Here is an 18,791-nt window from a genome sequence, read left to right as displayed (position 1 = left end):
TCAAAGGCAGGTTTGTTCCTGCCCTCTTATTTCAACAGTTTTAAAAAAATTAGATTTATTCGAAATGAAATAGTATTTACTGGTAATTTTCAAACGTCTCATAAAAAATTAATTATAAATACATCTTTTTATTTCTAACTATTCCTCATTTCCTTTATATATCAAAAGAATAAATCTAATATAAAAATATGCGGCTGTGAAGATTAAATAATTTTTCGTTTAAAGCTTGTCATAATTACTTTGCTAGGTGCATACTGTAACCATAATTATTAATAATTTTAAAAAAAATTTTAAGTTTAAGGGTGGATTATGTCAAACTTCTTTTTTAATGATCGTACGACCTTAGTGAATGATGCAATAGAGGGCACTTTAATAACTGCACCTCATCATAATCTCGCAAAACTAGATACCGATCCATCTATGCGCATTGTTATACGTAAAGATTGGGATAAAAAAAAGGTTGCTGTTGTTTCTGGTGGAGGGGCGGGTCATGAACCCACCCACATTGGTTTTGTTGGTAAGGGAATGCTAACAGCAGCCGTCTGTGGCGATTTATTCGCCTCTCCCAGTGTGGATGCAGTTTTAACCGCTATTACTGCCGTAACGGGTGAAGCTGGGTGCTTATTAATTATCAAAAATTACACAGGGGATCGTTTAAATTTTGGTTTAGCCGCAGAAAAAGCAAAGCAATTAGGATATAAGGTAGAAATTGTTTTTGTAAAAGATGATATTTCTTTACCTGATAATAAACAACCCCGTGGAATTGCAGGCACGGTTTTCGTACATAAAATGGCAGGTTACGCTGCCGAATCAGGTTTATCATTAGCTGAAGTAAAGAAATTTGTGGATCATGCAAATCAACATGTTTGTAGTTTGGGTGTTGCAATGTCTGGGTGTCACCTGCCCCAAGCACAAGCCGATTCAAAGCGTATTCCAGAAGGTTCTATCGAATTAGGTTTGGGTATTCATGGTGAACCTGGTGCAACGACAGTGAATACCCAAAATAGTCGTGAAGTTATTGATTTAATGGTATCAAAGTTAAAAGACCATGTTCCAGCGCAGTCAAAAATTGCTGTAATGATCAATAATCTAGGTGGTGTTTCTGTGACTGAAATGTCCATCTTAGCTAAAGAACTGAATCATAGCGCACTCGCCCCACATATTTCATGGATTGTTGGGCCAGCACTGGTCGTAACTGCATTGGATATGAAAGGCTTTTCTTTAAGCACTTTGGTTTTGGATGATAAAATTGAACAAGCACTCATCGCACCAACCGAAGCATCAAGTTGGATCTCGCCTGTAAAACCTGAAAAGATGACCATTGCTTCTGTAAAAACAGTCGAAACAAAAGTTCAATATACCCCTTCAGATGATGCAGTCGTTGATAAAGTCGTTGACGTTGTCACTCAAACCTTAAGTGATCTTGAAGATGAATTAAATGATTTGGATGCCAAAGTAGGCGATGGAGATACAGGGGCCACCTTTGCCGCTGGTGCACGGGGAATTGCAGCTTTATTAAAGGCAAAAGATTTGCCTTTGGCTGATTTATCAAAACTATGTCTAGTTATAGGCGAGCGTTTGGCTGTAGTAATGGGGGGATCAAGTGGCGTACTAATGTCCATCTTCTTTACCGCAACAGGTCAAAAATTGGGTGAAGGACAAAACTTGGCTGAAGGATTATTATTTGGTCTTAAGCAAATGAAACATTATGGGGGTGCTGATCTGGGTGATAGAACAATGATCGATGCCCTGCAACCCGCCCTAGAAGCATTTAAACAAAGTGGTAGTTTGCAATCCGCAATGCAAGCTGCTGATGAAGGGGCTAAGAACACCGCAAAATCTGCCAAAGCAAATGCTGGTCGTTCCTCCTATCTTAACAGCGACAGTTTGGTTGGTAATGCCGATCCTGGGGCAGTTGCCGTTGCACGCGTTTTCGCAGCATTGTTGCAGAAATGTTCTTAATTTTTACCATAACAACTTTGTATATTAACTAAATCTTAAATACGAACCACGCTACAGTTACTGTAGCGTGGTTTTTTTAAAATACCCTATCATTCCTCGGGCGTATTAATCTTAATAATCTATAAATGCTACATAAAGCAAATAAATCATTAAGCTAAATATGAAGACGAACTCTGCAAAAATATCAAAAGAAAAGCCTGATTTTAATAAATGATATAATAATAATGTGCCTAAAATTAATAAAAAAATAACAACGATAGTTGCACATATAGAAAATAAAGTCCGTAGAGTTGTTAAGAAGAAGAACTTTAAAAAATTCATAGCTAGACTTATTAAATGTAGCAAAAATTTTGCACGGCCTTACATATTACAGATAGTTTTACCAAGTTTGACAAAACTATCTAAGCAACTGCTTCATTCAAAAAAACTAATCGTTTCATTCATCAATAAACGTTTTATCTTTTATTAATAAATGGAATAAAAAGTTAGTTTGCTAATTCGTCATGCAATTCTATCGAACATATTTCCGATGCATGCCTTCTCCACTCTTCAACGTGAGGGCCATAAGTAAGTCCCTTAACAATGGATAAAGAATGTAATTGAGCAAACAGTGTAAAATCACTTATAGACAAATCCCTTTTATAATCTAGCAAAGGATAAATAACTAAAAGATCATCCAATATATCCACAGCTTTTTGAGCGCGTTGTAATAACGCAGGATCAGCCAAATCAGAAACAAATCCTTTGCCAGATGGATCCTTGGTTTGCAAAAAATATTTTTTGGCACTATCTGTTGCAAATTCTGGAAAAGGTGCCTTAATCCAGCGGGGATATGTCAATCGATAAATAAATCGCTGTAAATTGTTCACCCATTGTGAAATTGCAGAATCAACAGGAGAGATTACGCGTGGATGATCCACCTTATGGTCAATATACTTTATAATATCTTGACTTTCTGGCATAAATGAATTGGAATTATATCCTAAAATCGGTAAAAGCTTGCGGCCAACCATCTGCATTGGCGTTTGCACATCATCATATAACAAATAAATCAGCTCGACTGGATAATTTTTTAAAACAAATATCATTTTTGCCATAACACAAAAAGGACAATGTTCGTATATATATAGTTTCATCGCGACCCAAATCTTGAACTCATTCTATTTTGAAAAAGATACGAATATTATCTTTTCCTATTCTATTCTTTAGATTGAAGGGTAAGACCACGCAGATATTTTTATATCGTGGTAGTTACTCCAATCATAAAAAATCACTTCATAAGGTATTTCAGTGTTTCATCATTTTCAAGGAAATAAAATGCTCTTACAAAAAAATCATCTCCTTCGTATTATTACTGCGTGTGGTGCTTTCCTTTTTACAACAATGTTTATTGCCTTTAATGCATATTCTGCTTCAAAAAAGGATCCTCTTTCCATCTGGCCAAAGCCCGAACAAGGGTATAAAAGGGTTGTAATAGATTTACCCGTTTTGCACGACGAGGATAACTATAAAATAGAACTTGTTCCCCAAAAAAGTATGCAGGTAGATTGTAATCGCTTTATGGTTTCTGGCACTATGGAGACCAAACCTTTAACAGGGTGGGGATATGAGTATTACGTTTTGTCATCTATCGGACCAGCAGCATCTACACGCATGGCTTGTCCTGGTTCGACAATGCAGTCAAAATTAATCCCTGTTCAAACCCGCATGGGTTTCATTAGATACAACAGCAAATTACCAATTGTTGTTTATGTGCCCAAAGATATAACAATGTCGTATCGAGTATGGTCTGCAAATCCCCTGCAACAAGGGACTGAGAAATAATTTCTAACTTTTGAAATCGTAATTTATTTAAGACGAAAAAAAAATCGTCTTAAATTCTCTTTTAAATCTAAATTTTATTTCTATATTTATCACTGAAATGGAAAAAAAATATTTCCAATTTCCCTTAAGTTCGTTATGAATACTCTCAATAATTTTAAATGTCGCAATTCTAATATATAACCCTTTATGAGAACTAAATGTTTCCCATTTACGTCATTAATCTACAAGATCATCAAGAACGTTTAGAATTATTTAAAAAAAGAAATCATTTTCTTTTAGATCATACTCAATTTTTTAATGGGTATAATGGCAAGATACTCCCCCGCCGACAAATGGTATTGGATGGATTAATTACCGATCGTAATACCTACAATGCGCGCGCACTTGGAATTTTAAAATCCCATGTAGAGTTATGGAAGATCGCCGCCAACAGCGACCATGGCATCACAATCATGGAAGATGATGTAACAATTCATAAAGACTATATCACAAGTTCTAAACAGATTTTAGCAGAACAAAAGTCATTTGATTTAATCGCATGGGGATATAATCTGGACTGGCCTATTCGGTTGCACACAGCCAAGGGATTGCCTGCTACACTCATTTCCTATTTGCTTAATTTAGGCAATTCCAATGAGATACAACTCTATCATCAAATTGGTGCTTATGGCGACAGAATCAATCAAAATGCATATTTAGAACAGTCCATTACCCCAACATTTGTCAGAACCACCATGTATGCTGGATTATGCTGTTATACACTTTCAACGCAAGGGGCTCAAAAATTACTAAACCACTTACCTATTGACAAATATAACCTGCAATTTTATGGCAACATTATTGCCACGTTGGATGAAACAGGTATTGATATTTCCATGGAACATTTTTATCCTGAAATGGACGTCTTCTTGTCCTCCCCATTTCTGGCGTATTCCGATAATGAAAAATCAAGATAGGTATATAAGCCTTAAAAATAATTAAGAAATAAATAATTCAATCACAATCTTCTTAACGGATAATTCCTTAGGCGCTTTTCCATAAGGGGCGCGTTGATGTAAATAAGCGATATCAAATGTAATTTTATCCTCCTCCTCAACAGGATAAACCGTTGAGAAGGATAATCTTTGATTAGCACAGACCTTATGTGTAACATCATTTATGTAAGGGACTAGTGGAAATTCCATCTGGGTCGTAGGATAGACTTCTGATTTATCTTGTTGATTACAGGCAAAATTTAATAATAATATATCACCAGAATGGTAATCAATTGGATCAGAAGGCTTCAGCTCTTCCTCGTTGAAAATGATATATCCTTGAATATGCAACAATCCATCCGTTGGTGCCTGCCAAAAATGATTTTCTATATGCCAATAATCCTGCCCTTTACCCATTAATTGCTGGCGTTGATTACGAATTGATAACCGTTTCCAAATGGCTTTTTGATCCTCAGAAACAGGAATTGACAGTCGATCGAACTGCAGGCGTGTAAATATGTCAGGAGGCTCTAATTTAACGTCTTTTGTTTCTACTTCTTCTCCCTGATTATCAATATGCTTGGAAACTAAAACAGGTTTAATATCAACGATATTATCACGTGATTGTTTATTAGAAACAATTCTGGGATTAAAAGAAATCGGATACAAATTAGGTCTTTGTGGTAAGGGACGCTGAGGAACCCTTGCCATCCCATCGGGGCTAGATAATACTTTCCAATCTGATGGTGATTGCGGGTTATCCTTAGCAGTGAATAATAAAACGATTTCACCAGAGAATCCTATATAATCATTACATAAGACCACAGCCCCTTGCTTAACATTCGTTGGTAATTCACGCACTGATAAAACAGCTAATTGCAGATAATCTGTAGACACAAGTTTGGTTGATACCACCCCTTGCACCCCAATATAAATATGTTTTGGTTTGGCCTCTGGGGAACCAATATAAAGGCTGTGTCCAGCCATCATACCATTAGTAGTAAATAACATCCCCTCACCCAAAGGATAACCTGCAACCATTGCCTTTGTGTATAGAGAATTTGCTCTAACTTCACCTTCAATCGTTAGATCACCTTTTGCATTCGATTTAATCTTGCCCTGATCAGAATGAAGCTTATTTAAAATCAACCTTTCCCCAACAGATTTTTCATCCTCGTCAGAAGTAACCATAGGTTCAATCACACCATTCATGACAAATAAAGGCATCCAGATTGGTTTTCCATCAATGACACGATATTCCCACAAATAGTGATTATGTTGGTTTAAAATCATATCTCCCTCAATCCAAATATCCCCCCCTTCTTGGCGGTATTGTTGATCGGGATTACGATCCAACACCCACAGACGACATAACCGTTTCTCAGAAATATCGTCATCTTTTTTCAGTTGAATGCTGGTTGTCTTTACCAAAACAGTGAAAGAATGTTGTATTTCAAGATTTGTATCTATCTTAAACAATATGGTTGATTTACAATGATCATATCCGCCTGAGACCGTGACGATAAATTTATTTTTATCAACAACAAAGTCATCCAATATCAAGGTATGATCACCACTATCGTAATGAACCTGCTTGATTTCTTCACCAGGAGATAAAAGAAATTTCAAATCAACACAATACGTAACAGCTGACTGTCCTGCTTTATATATAAAATCAATTTGATGACCACTTTGTAAAACAGGCAGGATTACTAAACGCTGCTGAAAACAGTTCTTAGCAAATAGATTCTTGCCACTGTTTTTAAACCACCCAAACACCATCAAAATCACCCAAATCAAACCAGATTATAAGCCTAAACCCAATATTTATTACTGTAATATATAATCAAACCCAAAATAGATTACAAAGAATCAAATAGCATAGCTTTACAAAATTCTTTTTTTTTTTCAATATTACGGCTATGTACTCATTACAGAATCATATAATCATGCATCATATAAAAAAGATAACATTTATAAATTTGGTGGGCTTTGCTTGTCTTACCTTGTTTTCTTCCTCCGTTTTATCTGCAACGTCTCAACATTCAACAGATCAATCACCGATGTCACATCAAAGCAAAGAGCAAGCTAATATATTGGTTTTAACTACAGGTGGAACCATAGCTGGTCAAGCAAATAACGACAAAGAATTAGGATACCATGCTGGTCAAACCAAAGGTGAAGCATTAATTAATTCTGTACCTGCACTGAAAAACGAAGCACATATCAAGGTTGAAACTATTTCTCAAATTGGTTCACAAGATATGTCAGATGCAATCCTACTGAAACTTGCACAACGTATTAAACAAGCCGAGAACGATCCTTCAATCAATGGTATAGTCATCACTCATGGTACCGACACAATGGAAGAAACTGCCTTCTTCCTTAACGAAGTTGTATCCCACCAGAAACCCGTCATTTTGGTTGGTGCCATGCGCCCCGCTGGTTATGCCAGTGCTGATGGTGCTGCCAATTTAATTGATGCCGTCAAGGTTGCAGCTAGTCCACTTGCAAAAAATCGTCCTGTTATGGTCGTTATGAATGATACGATTTTTGCTGCACGGTCTGTTCAAAAAATGAACACCACTAACTTAGAAGCTTTCCAAGCTCCTAATGCTGGCCCTATTGGAATCGTTAACAGTGAACATATTCGCTTTTATAGTGCCCCTCTAGCCCACAATCAAGCCTCATTCAAACTACCTGTCAAAGCTCCTTTCCCAAGAGTAGATATTATTTACTCTCATGTCCAAATGGATGCTGCTTTAATAGAAGATGCCCTTAAAAGAGGGGTAAAGGGAATTATATTGGCTGGTGTAGGGGATGGAAATACATCCACAGATGCATTAAGATCTTTACAAAATGCTGCCAAAAGAGGAATTATTATCGTTAGGTCAACCCGTGTGGCCAGTGGCTTTGTAAATCGTAATGTGGAAATCAATGATGACCAAAACAATTTTGTCGTTTCAGAGGACTTAAATCCGCAAAAATCTCGTATATTATTACAGATTTTATTGGCAAATAATATCCACTCCACCTTAGAAATACAAAAGATCTTTTCAACCTTGTACTAAAATAATTATACTAAAGGGGCAGATTGATAGAAACAAATCTTCTCCTTTACACATCAAAGTTACAATAATTTATATTATATTAAAAATTAATAACCGACTGAAAATAAATGATTAAAATTTTATCTTGTGAATTATTATTAAAATTTTACCTAAAATCCTTGATCCTTTGGCCCTTTTTTTCTTAAAATGACCCAAATAAACCTCTCGTTGATCTAAAGAAGGCCGGAGATAACAATTGATTAACCCATTATTCTTTTGCTTGGTATCTTTATGCCTATGGGTATTTAGTCATCAACAAAGCTTGGCTAATGATCATTCCCATTCCAAAACCACTACACCGTCCCATCATAAACCTGCTCAAAAACATAATCATTCAGAGGTTAAAAAATCACCATCCTCCTCTACGTCGACGTTACCCTCTCCTCAGTTTGAAATTTATGAAGGACATGGCGAGAATAAAAAAAATTATGTCTTGGCATTATATCCTGACCGCAATGGCAGTGCCTTGATTGCTTATGACTCTCCAACATGTCAGGCTAATTCCCACGGTACGACAATCATAAACCCGAAAAAACCTTCAGAAATAGAATTTACGTCTAAAGAAGACCCTCATTGTAAAATAACTTTACATAAAATCAAAGATCATCAACTAAGTATCGATAAAGAAACTCTTGCCTGCAATGCATGGCATGGCGATTTTTGTAGTTTTTCTTCTATTACCCCGTTACGTCGTATTTATCCTAAATAAATCAAAGATAATTCTATCATGAAATTAAATTATTCCTCTTTTGTCGCCATAATAGGGATCATTTTATCCCCATCCCTTACCTATGGCGAGGATATCTCCACAAACGTTCAGGAACCGCAACAACTACAAACTAACATCAATATGGTTGCCTACGAACATAAAAGCGAACATAATTACCAGATTGTTGCTTATATGCCATACTATCCTGCCTATGGCATGGTTTCTTTTCGATCACCAACCTGCACTGCAGAAATAACAGGGTATATTGATCCTTTTGCTCTTAAAAAAAATAAACTTATTATTACCTATAAACAATGCAAGGTATCATTTGACCAAGTTAATCAGACGCTAACAAATCCAACAGAAAGCAGCGCATGTGAACAATACCGACCTAAAGAATGTAGTTTTACCAATAACGCTACGTTGAACAAAATCCCTTTAGACGTTCAACCCTAAAACCCCTCAAGTCATTATCTATTTACAGATCAAATTTTGAGAAGATGCCCGTAATGAAACCTCTATTTTTATCTTTTGCCTTTATCAGCAGTATCTTTACATACAACTCATCTTATGCTTTGGATACAAAACAAAAGCCTTCTCCTTACGAAGCCGCTGTTCAAACAATACAACAAACCATGCCCAGCAAAGTTACGATTGATGGAAAACGTATCTTTTCTGTCGAATTAAATCATGAATGTATGGCAACCGTTATTATGGATCCTAAACGGCAATATCCATTTATGTTAAATGAATGGCCACAAAAGGGAAAAATAGATGATTCTGGTTATAGTGCTTTCGTTTTGAAAGACACCTATAATAAACCCCACATTCTGCGAACAGATCCTATCAAAGGGAAAAAATATTTAAAAAGTATCGATTTCCTGATTAGTAACTGTATTAAAAGCCTAAAGCAAAAAGAGTTATCTCAATCAAAAGAGCAAGAAAAACCTTAATAATTCTTAATTTTTAAAGATAAATATTGCCCTATTCTAATCGCTGGTTTTTCCAAAATGACATGCACAATAATTGCAAGTAACAGCAAACCAACACATATCCCCATCATTACATACCAAAAATGCCACGGTCCTTGTATAACGTATTGTTTCACAACCTGCTGGCTATAAACGATATTGAAGATAATCCCTTGCAACAAATAGATACCATAGCTGACCTCACCCATTTTCTGCGATGATTTCAAAGTTAAGACCCCAAACAAAGAACACCCAGAGATGATTAAATAGAAAATAAAACCTAAAATACTGTTTAATATGTACATTTTATCATATAGATCCCCAGCACATATAATCATGATCGCAGTAATAATAAGAACAGACTTAACCCAATTATGCCATTTAAGATTAATCATTTGGTAATACTGTAAGGTTGCGCATAACATACCTACCAAAAACATAAACAATACTGAAAAAAACTGACTGGTGATACTGTGGGGGTCAACAAACCAAGACCCTATAAACACCCCCCATAATCCCGCGCTAATAAACCAAAGTGCACGTTTTTTATGAACAGCAAAAAAAGAAATACAAGGCAGTAAAACATAAAACAACCATTCATAGCGCAAAGTCCATGTTACCATTACCACCAACATCCCTGTGTAAAGACGCGTATTTATATCAGGCAAGGATAAAATCCCCAACGCCAACCAAGCACCAATTTGTTTGCAAAATTCAAAGAATGAAACCCGTAATGTCCATTGTGTTTCAATCATTACAATTAAAAACACGCATAAACACATAAACCAATATACGGGAGCAATCCGAAAAAAACGCTTTATATAAAAAGATTGCCATTGCATCTGTCCTTGACGATACAAAAGTTGCGACCAAAATAAATAAGCGGTAATCATAAAAAACAACCGTACAGCGATTGTTCCAAGTAGACTATAAAAAGCACTATTACTCGTGCATTGACCAATGGCAGTAATATTATAAAAACATTGACCATGAGAAAATACCACGCCAAAAGCCAAAAAACCTCTTAACCCGTCAATTGTATGTACTCTATTTCTAGTATCGTCTGAATCGTATAATCCCTTAAAAACAGGCAAGGTTAATATCGTTAATAAAATTGCCATAATCAAAGCGGATGGCCAAAGCGTTGAGTAAGTTATATTCATCGTTCGACCATTTTATTGGCAATTTTTTTTTCAAAACGAAAGGCCAATTGGTGTCCAATATCCATGCCTGGCTTTTCAACCAAGCGAAATAAAAGACAAGCCAACCCCAGTAATAAAATACTTTCACAAAACAACACCCCCCAATAATGCCAAATAGAGCGCATAACCAGCTGTTTTACGAAATCGAACGAATAAACAAAATAAAAGATAATACCTTGGCATAGATAAATACTATAACTGACCATTCCCATTCGTTGCGATGCTTTTAAAGTCAAAAGACCAAACAAAGAACAACCAGATACAACACAATAAAAAAAGATACCTGCGAAAACCAACATTAATAATTCAGGATATTGACGATAAAAGATAACAACACCAAGAATACACAAAACCATGACGATGGAACCATAAAAGTTATTTATAAACGGTTGCCATGTTGATTTTTTCAAAGTCGCAATTAAAATACCCATAGCGTAAGCAATAAAAGGCACCATATCATTTTCCGCAAAAAGATGAATTCTCCAATAAAATTGAGCAAATATCGTTAACGTACATATGGTTGCAGCAAAGATTAAAGACAAACGCAGATTTTTAGTAAACACCCCAATAATAGGCAGGGCTAAATAAAGCATCCACTCATAGGGAATTGTCCACACCACCCCCAAGAGCAATAACAACGTTAATGGATAGCCATTAATTGTTGGAAAAGTAAACAATCCAAAAATAAGCCAACCCATTACTTGCTGGATAAATACATAAGCAGGAACGGCCAAATGCCAATTAGTTTTTGACATCGCTACGATCACAACGACCACAAAACATAAATAGTAAACAGGGGCTATTCTAAAAAAGCGTTTTATATAAAAGGCAGGAATATTTATTTTCCCACGATGATTAAGCCATCTTGTCCAAAATAAATAAGCTGAAACCATAAAAAAGATACATAACCCAGTGGTTCCTAATGCCTCGCAAGCACTGCCAGATGCGGCTTTAAATTCATGAACAGTAATAAGATTATACCAAACCGTTGCATGGAAAAAAACAATAAAGAAAGCAAGATATCCCCGTAATCCATCAATAGTATTCACACGCTGTTCATGGTTATCTTTAATCAAGATAATATTATTAAAAATAGGAAAACTTAGTCCTATAATCATTACCCCTAAAATAACCAATAATGGCCATACAGAATCATACGTCATATCAAACTCTATTTAATCAGTTTTTTTCAAACATCCTGATACCACACTATTTAAAAAAAATGCACAAAGACAAAATATCTTTGTGCATAAAATTATCTGTATGATAATTCGTTTATTTCTGTTCTAGCCATGCTTTTCCCAATTGATTGGCTGTTAGGATTGCTGCATAAACTTTATCTGGCGTTACTTTAAAAGGCATATTATGAATGGTTTCGCCCTCTGCACAACTGGCTTTGGCAACAGCCATAATTTTTTCTTGTAAACGATCATCATCCTGTACCCCTATTTGTGCCAAGGTAATGGGCAACCCAACCTGTTCACAAAACCCTAAAACTGTTTCAATTTCTTCAGTGGCGGCATTTTCCAGTACAAGTTGTGATAATGTTCCAAATGCCACCTTTTCACCATGATACATGTGATGACATTCCTCTAAAATCGTAAAGCCATTATGAATTGCATGTGCCCCTGCCAAGCCAGAGCTCTCAAAACCGATCCCACTTAAGTAAGTATTTGCTTCGACAATACGATCAACGGCAGGGGTTGCAACCCCAATTTCAACAGCTAACTTGGCTTTGTATCCTTCTTCTAACAAAGTTTCATAACACAAGCGTGCTAAGTGCATCGCGGCTAATGTGGATTGTCCCCCTGCCATTGTTGTTGCACGCGCCTCTAAACAAGCCCGACCTTCAAAATATGTAGAGAGGGCATCCCCCATACCCGCAACAAATAATCTTACAGGGGCTTTGGCAATAATCACCGTATCCATAAAAACCATATCTGGATTGGTTGGATACATTAAATATTCTTCAAATGCGCCTTGTTCAGTATAAATCACGGACAATGCACTTGTTGGCGCATCATTAGAAGCAATCGTTGGTACAATTAACACGGGTACTTTGTTGTAATAAGCAATGGCCTTAGCCGTATCCAAAGCTTTACCCCCACCGACCCCGATGACACCTTGGCAGTGATTGGATTTTAATACATCCCCTAAACGCTGAATTTCTTTTTTTGAACACTCGCCACCAAAACGTTCAAAATGACCTTGAATGTTTGCCTGTTTCAAACTGTCTTCAATAACAGCACCTGTGATTTTCATAACAACATCATCGGCAATAACTAGGTAACTTTTGGCTAATAATTGTCCGTATTTGCCAATTTCTTTAAGTGCATTTGGACCTTGAATATATTTGGATGGTGATTGAATAACTTGCAACATAAATCTATCCTTAAATTCAAAAATAATATTTCAGTTAATCACCTTAAAACGAATACACCAAACACTATATTCAAATTTATGAAATTTATTATATCAGAAAAAATTTAACAAACATTAAACACGCAAACAGCACAAATATTCCCGCCGCTGCAACATCTATCTTCCGTGCATAGGATTGATATACACGCTTCATAGCTGGGTGTGAAAAAACGATACTTATTCCCAAAAACCATAATAACGTTTCCCCAACAATTAACAAAATAATTTTACCGTAAGCAACGATCCCCCCTTCAAACGATAGCATCGAAAAAATACTGGCAAAATAAATGATTGCTTTGGGATTTGATAGATTACAAAGTAATCCATTTAATAAATCAGAAGATTTGAGGTTTCTTTTATCCTCTAATTTATGATCTGTATTTAAATGATATAACTGATATGCCAAATACAGCAAATAGCATGCACCACAAAATAAAACGACTTTGTTTAAAAAAGGGTAATACTGAAATAATACATGTAACCCTAACAAAGACAATATTACCCAAATAAATGCCCCAAGACTGATCCCTAATGAAGCTTTAAATGCCGCATTTTTATGCTTTGCCAAGGCCGTTCTTAGCACCAGCAAAGAATCAGGCCCTGGAGTTGCCAAGGCAAATAGCTGCAAAAGAAAAATGCCTAACAGTGTCATACAAGAAACCTATAATTTATATTCAGAAAACTTTTACCCTATATGGATAATAATTCTGATAGTAACTATCCCCTGTTAAAGCGATCCTTTATTTATTTATTTATTTATTTATTTATTTATTTATTCTTCTTATGCTTCATTTTGGGCAAAGCCAATTTTGTGTCTTTAATTGCTTGATCTAAGCCAGGGAAAGGATCAATTTTCGTACGCTGCGTAAAAAAAGAAACCGTTTGTACATAGCAGACTGGTTCAGCTTCATTTATACAAAAATAAACACCGGCCTTTTGCAACTTTGGAATATAAATAGCTTTCCATGTCGCATAAGGCACCCATATATGATGTTGGCCAATGGTTTTAGTCGTTCCTTGGAAATATGGCCCTGTAACAACATAAACGGATCCGTACTGAATTGCGATTTGCCGAACTTGGTTTTCAATCCAATTCCACTTTCCACTATTAAGACGGCGCGTTTGAGGGACTAAATTTTGATACTGAAACGTTTGGACCTGAGACTCATAATCCCCCATATCCCCGCTTGGAGTCATATGACCCCGATCATAGCCAGAATTACGATAATCACGAATAATGGGATCACGACTGTCAAATGTTCCGTAACGTCTAATTAATTTGCCTTTTTCTACTTGATCTTTGATCAAATATTCAGCGGCATAACTGTTTCCTCTTGTCTGATCAGAATAGGCTAAAGCATATCCTTTAAGACATAATTTTTGATCTGAGTTTGTGACAACTGGCGGTTTTCCATCAACAAAAAAATGATCACATTGGGATTGTCCATACGCATTAGCGCAGCCAGTCAATCCTAAAACTGCTGTCAACAAGAATATATTTCTTAAAGTCTTATTCAAGATATTTTGCATAAATTTTTTCTTTTTTACTCAAAAGCAATAATAATTTAAAACCAATTACGCCATTTTTTAAAACATTAACAAGAAGATTTGTCACCTATATCGTATCTTATCAGATTTTTTTATCTCTTTTGAAAGAAAGCATTTACCTATGAAATCCCAAGAAAATTATATGCAAAGTCTAATTCACAGTGCATTTCGTAATCCATCTGCAATTGACGAGCTATGGTGCTGTGAACGCAAAATATCTTCAATATTAAATCTAGCAGTGACTCAATGCTCTTCTATCCAAAACGAAAATGCTTTTAGTACTTGCTGCGACTATTTCATTGAATATATTTGCATCTTTTTAATAAAAAAACCTTCCGATTTTTTATACATATTTACTGATTTTACCAGCCAAAAACATAAAAATCTGTTTATGAATTTGTATTTTCAAAACTACCTTACTAACTCTTTAATTACCAATAGCTTGCTGGATAATACCAATATTATCCAATGTATCGGTGAACATTCTAAATGGATAGAATATCCTTTAAAATATAGAGCTGCCCAACATATCCCCAATGCAGAGAACAAATCATTGGAAATTCATCATTTATATCCACTTTCACTCGAACTTTCTGACTCCTTAAAGGAATATTTAGTATCATGGGCGTTTGAAGATGATAAATTATCGGACAAGGCAATCGAATATTTCCAAAATACTTTTCCAAAACAATATGATTTATTAAACAATAAAAAACAAAATATACCATAGATTATTTTTCAATCTTATAAAAATACCGCCTGTATATAAATAACAGCTTTATAATCAACACATATACATATGTTTATTAACAACATATACCACAAAGGAGCCTTATAATGGATCGTAAAACAGCATTTGAAACCTTATCTGTTCATGCAGGTGCATCCCCAGATCCAACAACGGGTGCACGTGCTACACCAATTTACCAAACCACCGCCTATGTTTTTGATGATGTTGATCAAGCTGCCAATCGCTTTGCATTAAAAGATGCTGGCAATATCTATAGCCGTATTACCAACCCAACTCAAACCGTATTAGAAAACCGTATCGCAGCATTAGAAGGCGGCAGTGCTGCCTTAGCAACCGCCTCTGGTCATGCTGCTGAATTCTTGGTTTTTCATACTTTGATGGAACCTGGGGATAATTTCATCGCGGCAAAACAGCTATATGGTGGATCAATTAATCAATTTGCTCATTCCTTTAAATCTTTTGATTGGCACGTTCGGTTTGCGGACGTTGACGATATCTCTACTTTCGAAAATGCCATTGATGAACGCACACGTGCTATTTTTATCGAAAGTTTTGCCAATCCAGGCGGGATCATTGTCGATATTGAAAAAATAGCAAAAATAGCCCAAGACCATAAAATCCCATTAATTGTTGATAATACGATGGCAACCCCTTATTTAGTTCGCCCATTCGAATTTGGCGCCAATATTGTTGTCCATTCTTTAACGAAATTTATTGGCGGGCATGGTAATTCGATGGGGGGTATTCTTGTTGATGGAGGAAATTTTAATTGGGAAGAATCAAAAAAATACCCAAAAATTACTAAACCCCGTCCAGATTATGCGGGGCTTATCGCAAGCGACACCTTTGGCAATGCTGCCTTTGCCCTTGCAGCACGAATATTAGGGATGCGAGATTTTGGCCCAACCATTTCACCTTTTAATGCATTTTTACTATTAACAGGCTCAGAGACCCTCCCTCTAAGAATGCAGCGTCATTGCGACAATGCCCAAAAAGTTGCCTCTTATTTAGAAAATCATCCTAAAATTTCTTGGGTTTCATACCCAGGATTAAAAAGCAGCCCTTACCACGCTTTATATCAAAAATACTCACCTAAAGGAGCTGGTTCTGTATTCACTTTTGGCATTAAAGGCGGATACGAAGCCTGCGTCCGATTTGTATCCCAATTAAAACTATTTTCTTTATTGGCCAATATCGGCGACACACGTTCTTTGGTTATCCATCCAGCTTCTACTACGCATCGTCAATTAAATGATGCACAAAAAATTGCTGCAGGTGCTGGTCCTGATGTTGTTCGACTGTCGATTGGTATTGAACACGTTGATGATATTATTAATGATTTGGAACAAGCTTTAACAGCTTCATAAACAAAAATAATTTTACAGATATGAAAATTTCATCATATCTGTAAAATAAAAATAATAATCATTTGATTTAAAACTTATAAGACGTATTTGCGCCCAATATTGCATTAAAAAACGCAGCTTTAGTTTTATAATAATCCAATTTCACATCCTGACAATATGTTGACAAAGACACGTAATGATCCCAGTTTACGCGAATGGATTCATTTCCTGCCTTGTCCAATATGGCTTGTTTGGTTGTTGGAAAAACAATATTATTATTTCGCAAAGCAATCATTACATAATGCTGGGTTGCAGCAAATAATTTTTCCATTTTAATCTCCATTCATAAACACGTGCTTTATTTTTGGTAATATGCCTTATATATACGAGTATCTGCCCCTTCTCCTGCAAGATCGGGATGAGCCGCACCACGATGTTTGTAAGTCCATAAGAAATTATTCGTAACCCCCTCTTCTCGTATTTTATCGATAATCTGAGGATATAAATCAGCCTTGATCATCCATGGCTGTCCCAAAGGAGCCTCGCAAATAATGGTTCCATCGGGATTCAAAATCATACTGCGCCCGAAATAGGAATACGCCTCATCCACCCCTACGGAATTCGCACCAACTACATAAGTTTGATTACAATATGCGCCTGCTTTATTGGTAATTTCCCAAGCATTATCCCAAGGTGCCATATAATGCGATACCCGAATGATAATATTGGCCCCATTTACAGCCGCCTCTCGCCATATTTCTGGGTAATCCCCATCAGCACAAATAATCACTGCCAATCGTGACCCTTTTGGTCCATCAACCACAGGACAATACCATCCTGGATACGTCCCTTCCCCTGGGATCCAAGGATTGGTTTTAACATAAGTCAGGATAATTTCCCCCTGATCATTGATAATAATTGCTGTATTACAGGCTTTATTTCCCTCTACCATTTTAACCAAGGGATTAAAAACACCGAAAACTTTTAACTCTTTGCACTTATCTTTAAGTCTTTGAATTTCTGGCCCATTCAAATCAACACATGTTTGCGGCCATGCTGGACCAAAACCGTTTAAGGCACATTCAGGACTAACAAACAAATCAAACCCTGGAAATCCTGCTGATGCTCTGTCCATCCATGCAATAAGCTGATCTATATTTTTATGAACATCATCCATCGTTTGAGAACTGATGGGGGGAATTTGTATTGCGACAACACTTAAAGCCTCGACTTCAAATTTCCCAGTGATTGCATGTGTACTACCAATATTCATCCTGTTCCCCTTTGACGATTACCTATAGTTTAATAAATTGGATATCTTTCTAATCTGTGACCCAACCTATTAAATTGTTTCGCCCAAACGATAATGTCTTATATCCACCTAGGGATTAGTATGATCAGGATATCTTAACTATACAATTCAACTTTTTGTATAATGCAAAACCTACAATAAAAAGATCATCTTTTATATCACTACAAAAACTTGGAATTGAACCCTAATAAAAAGTAATATTTCTCTTTTTATAAACGCGCCATCCGTTCAACATGTCTACATTCTTTTAAAATACTGAGGGTGTAAGATTATATTTTCCTGAAATATTCACACTGTCTCTATGAATATTAATTATATACGGATATCTTGAAATATTCTATCTAAAAACTGAGTTAGTATCATCCACCCCCACCTATGAGTGATTGTGCGATATAACCAAAAACCACCCTAAAGCCCAATAATTTTCAAATTTTAAGGAAATAGATGGCAAAAGCAATTTTATTTAGGATTGTTTTGATTTGGGAAAACAATCCACACCAGCATATTTATGTTAAATACACTTACTTAAGGCATTCAATTATTTATAAAAATAGAATATCTTTCTTTTCTAGGTAAAAAAATATCCGTTGATTTTATTAGTAAAAAAAATCACTACTATTTATTGGTAACGCTCAAATTTACAATAAAATATCCAGATCGA

18 protein-coding genes are annotated in these 18,791 nt (G+C 35.9%); 9 read left to right on the top strand and 9 right to left on the bottom strand.

Annotated features, from left to right (window positions below):
* The first annotated feature begins 309 nt into the window (after positions 1-309).
* Positions 310-1,962 carry a dihydroxyacetone kinase subunit DhaK gene (locus QJV27_RS00090; RefSeq protein ID WP_281446965.1) on the top strand — a complete coding sequence of 551 codons (1,653 nt, stop codon included), beginning with the start codon at positions 310-312 and terminating at the stop codon, positions 1,960-1,962.
* Positions 1,963-2,447: 485 nt separating this feature from the next.
* On the opposite strand, the gene grxB is transcribed toward QJV27_RS00090, so the two are convergent.
* A complete protein-coding gene (grxB, locus tag QJV27_RS00085) occupies positions 2,448-3,098 on the bottom strand; it encodes a glutaredoxin 2 (RefSeq protein ID WP_281446964.1) in 651 nt (216 codons plus the stop codon).
* A 181-nt stretch (positions 3,099-3,279) separates the two neighbouring features.
* Here grxB and QJV27_RS00080 point away from each other — a divergent pair, with 181 nt between their 5' ends.
* On the top strand, positions 3,280-3,786 hold the full coding sequence (locus QJV27_RS00080) for an ecotin (protein WP_281446963.1): 507 nt from the start codon (positions 3,280-3,282) through the stop codon (positions 3,784-3,786).
* Positions 3,787-3,983: 197 nt separating this feature from the next.
* On the top strand, positions 3,984-4,742 hold the full coding sequence (locus tag QJV27_RS00075) for a glycosyltransferase family 25 protein (protein WP_281446962.1): 759 nt from the start codon (positions 3,984-3,986) through the stop codon (positions 4,740-4,742).
* 21 nt (positions 4,743-4,763) lie between these two features.
* Here QJV27_RS00075 and QJV27_RS00070 read toward each other — a convergent pair whose 3' ends face one another.
* Positions 4,764-6,542, bottom strand: coding sequence for a hypothetical protein (locus QJV27_RS00070; RefSeq protein ID WP_281446961.1), 1,779 nt, complete (start codon positions 6,540-6,542; stop codon positions 4,764-4,766).
* Between the two features lie 224 nt (positions 6,543-6,766).
* On the opposite strand from QJV27_RS00070, the gene QJV27_RS00065 reads away from it, so the two are divergent.
* The 4 genes from QJV27_RS00065 (at position 6,767) to QJV27_RS00050 (ending at position 9,532) form a co-directional block, all read left to right on the top strand.
* Complete coding sequence (locus QJV27_RS00065) at positions 6,767-7,831, top strand: asparaginase (protein WP_281446960.1); 1,065 nt, start codon at positions 6,767-6,769, stop codon at positions 7,829-7,831.
* Between the two features lie 235 nt (positions 7,832-8,066).
* A complete protein-coding gene (locus tag QJV27_RS00060; protein WP_281446959.1) occupies positions 8,067-8,579 on the top strand; it encodes a hypothetical protein in 513 nt (170 codons plus the stop codon).
* A gap of 18 nt (positions 8,580-8,597) precedes the next feature.
* Positions 8,598-9,035, top strand: a complete 438-nt coding sequence (locus QJV27_RS00055; protein WP_281446958.1) for a hypothetical protein — start codon at positions 8,598-8,600, stop codon at positions 9,033-9,035.
* A gap of 53 nt (positions 9,036-9,088) precedes the next feature.
* The gene (locus QJV27_RS00050; RefSeq protein ID WP_281446957.1) at positions 9,089-9,532 is read left to right on the top strand and encodes a hypothetical protein; all 444 of its coding nucleotides are present in this window, start codon (positions 9,089-9,091) and stop codon (positions 9,530-9,532) included.
* On the opposite strand, the gene QJV27_RS00045 is transcribed toward QJV27_RS00050, so the two are convergent.
* The 5 genes from QJV27_RS00045 to QJV27_RS00025 all read right to left on the bottom strand — a co-directional run bounded on the left by QJV27_RS00045 (position 9,529) and on the right by QJV27_RS00025 (position 14,703).
* The gene (locus tag QJV27_RS00045) at positions 9,529-10,713 is read right to left on the bottom strand and encodes an acyltransferase family protein (RefSeq protein ID WP_281446956.1); all 1,185 of its coding nucleotides are present in this window, start codon (positions 10,711-10,713) and stop codon (positions 9,529-9,531) included. The genes QJV27_RS00050 and QJV27_RS00045 overlap by 4 nt on opposite strands.
* Positions 10,710-11,915 carry an acyltransferase family protein gene (locus tag QJV27_RS00040; RefSeq protein ID WP_281446955.1) on the bottom strand — a complete coding sequence of 402 codons (1,206 nt, stop codon included), beginning with the start codon at positions 11,913-11,915 and terminating at the stop codon, positions 10,710-10,712. The genes QJV27_RS00045 and QJV27_RS00040 overlap by 4 nt, the downstream gene beginning before the upstream one ends.
* A 112-nt stretch (positions 11,916-12,027) precedes the next feature.
* Positions 12,028-13,134: a glycerol dehydrogenase gene (locus QJV27_RS00035; RefSeq protein ID WP_281446954.1), complete on the bottom strand. Its 1,107-nt coding sequence runs from the start codon at positions 13,132-13,134 to the stop codon at positions 12,028-12,030.
* An 88-nt stretch (positions 13,135-13,222) separates the two neighbouring features.
* Positions 13,223-13,825, bottom strand: coding sequence for a LysE family transporter (locus QJV27_RS00030; RefSeq protein WP_281446953.1), 603 nt, complete (start codon positions 13,823-13,825; stop codon positions 13,223-13,225).
* Between the two features lie 116 nt (positions 13,826-13,941).
* Positions 13,942-14,703, bottom strand: a complete 762-nt coding sequence (locus QJV27_RS00025; protein WP_281446952.1) for a DNA/RNA non-specific endonuclease — start codon at positions 14,701-14,703, stop codon at positions 13,942-13,944.
* A 139-nt stretch (positions 14,704-14,842) separates the two neighbouring features.
* On the opposite strand from QJV27_RS00025, the gene QJV27_RS00020 reads away from it, so the two are divergent.
* Together QJV27_RS00020 and QJV27_RS00015 are read left to right on the top strand one after the other, a co-directional pair.
* Positions 14,843-15,451, top strand: coding sequence for a hypothetical protein (locus tag QJV27_RS00020; protein ID WP_281446951.1), 609 nt, complete (start codon positions 14,843-14,845; stop codon positions 15,449-15,451).
* 107 nt (positions 15,452-15,558) lie between these two features.
* Positions 15,559-16,839 (top strand): O-acetylhomoserine aminocarboxypropyltransferase, encoded by a 1,281-nt coding sequence (locus QJV27_RS00015; RefSeq protein ID WP_281446950.1) that lies wholly within the window; start codon positions 15,559-15,561, stop codon positions 16,837-16,839.
* 67 nt (positions 16,840-16,906) lie between these two features.
* On the opposite strand, the gene QJV27_RS00010 is transcribed toward QJV27_RS00015, so the two are convergent.
* Both QJV27_RS00010 and QJV27_RS00005 read right to left on the bottom strand, forming a co-directional pair.
* The gene (locus tag QJV27_RS00010; protein ID WP_281446949.1) at positions 16,907-17,149 is read right to left on the bottom strand and encodes a hypothetical protein; all 243 of its coding nucleotides are present in this window, start codon (positions 17,147-17,149) and stop codon (positions 16,907-16,909) included.
* Between the two features lie 27 nt (positions 17,150-17,176).
* Positions 17,177-18,091 carry a nitrilase-related carbon-nitrogen hydrolase gene (locus tag QJV27_RS00005; RefSeq protein ID WP_281446948.1) on the bottom strand — a complete coding sequence of 305 codons (915 nt, stop codon included), beginning with the start codon at positions 18,089-18,091 and terminating at the stop codon, positions 17,177-17,179.
* Positions 18,092-18,791: the final 700 nt, after the last annotated feature.

Source organism: Commensalibacter oyaizuii (genome assembly GCF_029953265.1).
GTDB lineage: Bacteria > Pseudomonadota > Alphaproteobacteria > Acetobacterales > Acetobacteraceae > Commensalibacter > Commensalibacter oyaizuii.
The sequence above is the reverse complement of the archived record's forward strand: the minus strand, read 5'-3'. Positions and strand labels throughout refer to the sequence as shown.

Bases quoted from the DNA above. Each gene is read 5' to 3' on its own strand.
- QJV27_RS00070 (WP_281446961.1), bottom strand. From the start codon at position 6,542: ATGGTGTTTGGGTGGTTTAAAAACAGTGGCAAGAATCTATTTGCTAAG.
- QJV27_RS00080 (WP_281446963.1), top strand. From the start codon at position 3,280: ATGCTCTTACAAAAAAATCATCTCCTTCGTATTATTACTGCGTGTGGT.
- QJV27_RS00055 (WP_281446958.1), top strand. From the start codon at position 8,598: ATGAAATTAAATTATTCCTCTTTTGTCGCCATAATAGGGATCATTTTA.
- QJV27_RS00075 (WP_281446962.1), top strand. From the start codon at position 3,984: ATGTTTCCCATTTACGTCATTAATCTACAAGATCATCAAGAACGTTTA.
- QJV27_RS00050 (WP_281446957.1), top strand. From the start codon at position 9,089: ATGAAACCTCTATTTTTATCTTTTGCCTTTATCAGCAGTATCTTTACA.
- grxB (WP_281446964.1), bottom strand. From the start codon at position 3,098: ATGAAACTATATATATACGAACATTGTCCTTTTTGTGTTATGGCAAAA.
- QJV27_RS00015 (WP_281446950.1), top strand. From the start codon at position 15,559: ATGGATCGTAAAACAGCATTTGAAACCTTATCTGTTCATGCAGGTGCA.
- QJV27_RS00020 (WP_281446951.1), top strand. From the start codon at position 14,843: ATGAAATCCCAAGAAAATTATATGCAAAGTCTAATTCACAGTGCATTT.
- QJV27_RS00035 (WP_281446954.1), bottom strand. From the start codon at position 13,134: ATGTTGCAAGTTATTCAATCACCATCCAAATATATTCAAGGTCCAAAT.
- QJV27_RS00030 (WP_281446953.1), bottom strand. From the start codon at position 13,825: ATGACACTGTTAGGCATTTTTCTTTTGCAGCTATTTGCCTTGGCAACT.
- QJV27_RS00040 (WP_281446955.1), bottom strand. From the start codon at position 11,915: ATGACGTATGATTCTGTATGGCCATTATTGGTTATTTTAGGGGTAATG.
- QJV27_RS00090 (WP_281446965.1), top strand. From the start codon at position 310: ATGTCAAACTTCTTTTTTAATGATCGTACGACCTTAGTGAATGATGCA.
- QJV27_RS00045 (WP_281446956.1), bottom strand. From the start codon at position 10,713: ATGAATATAACTTACTCAACGCTTTGGCCATCCGCTTTGATTATGGCA.
- QJV27_RS00025 (WP_281446952.1), bottom strand. From the start codon at position 14,703: ATGCAAAATATCTTGAATAAGACTTTAAGAAATATATTCTTGTTGACA.
- QJV27_RS00005 (WP_281446948.1), bottom strand. From the start codon at position 18,091: ATGAATATTGGTAGTACACATGCAATCACTGGGAAATTTGAAGTCGAG.
- QJV27_RS00010 (WP_281446949.1), bottom strand. From the start codon at position 17,149: ATGGAAAAATTATTTGCTGCAACCCAGCATTATGTAATGATTGCTTTG.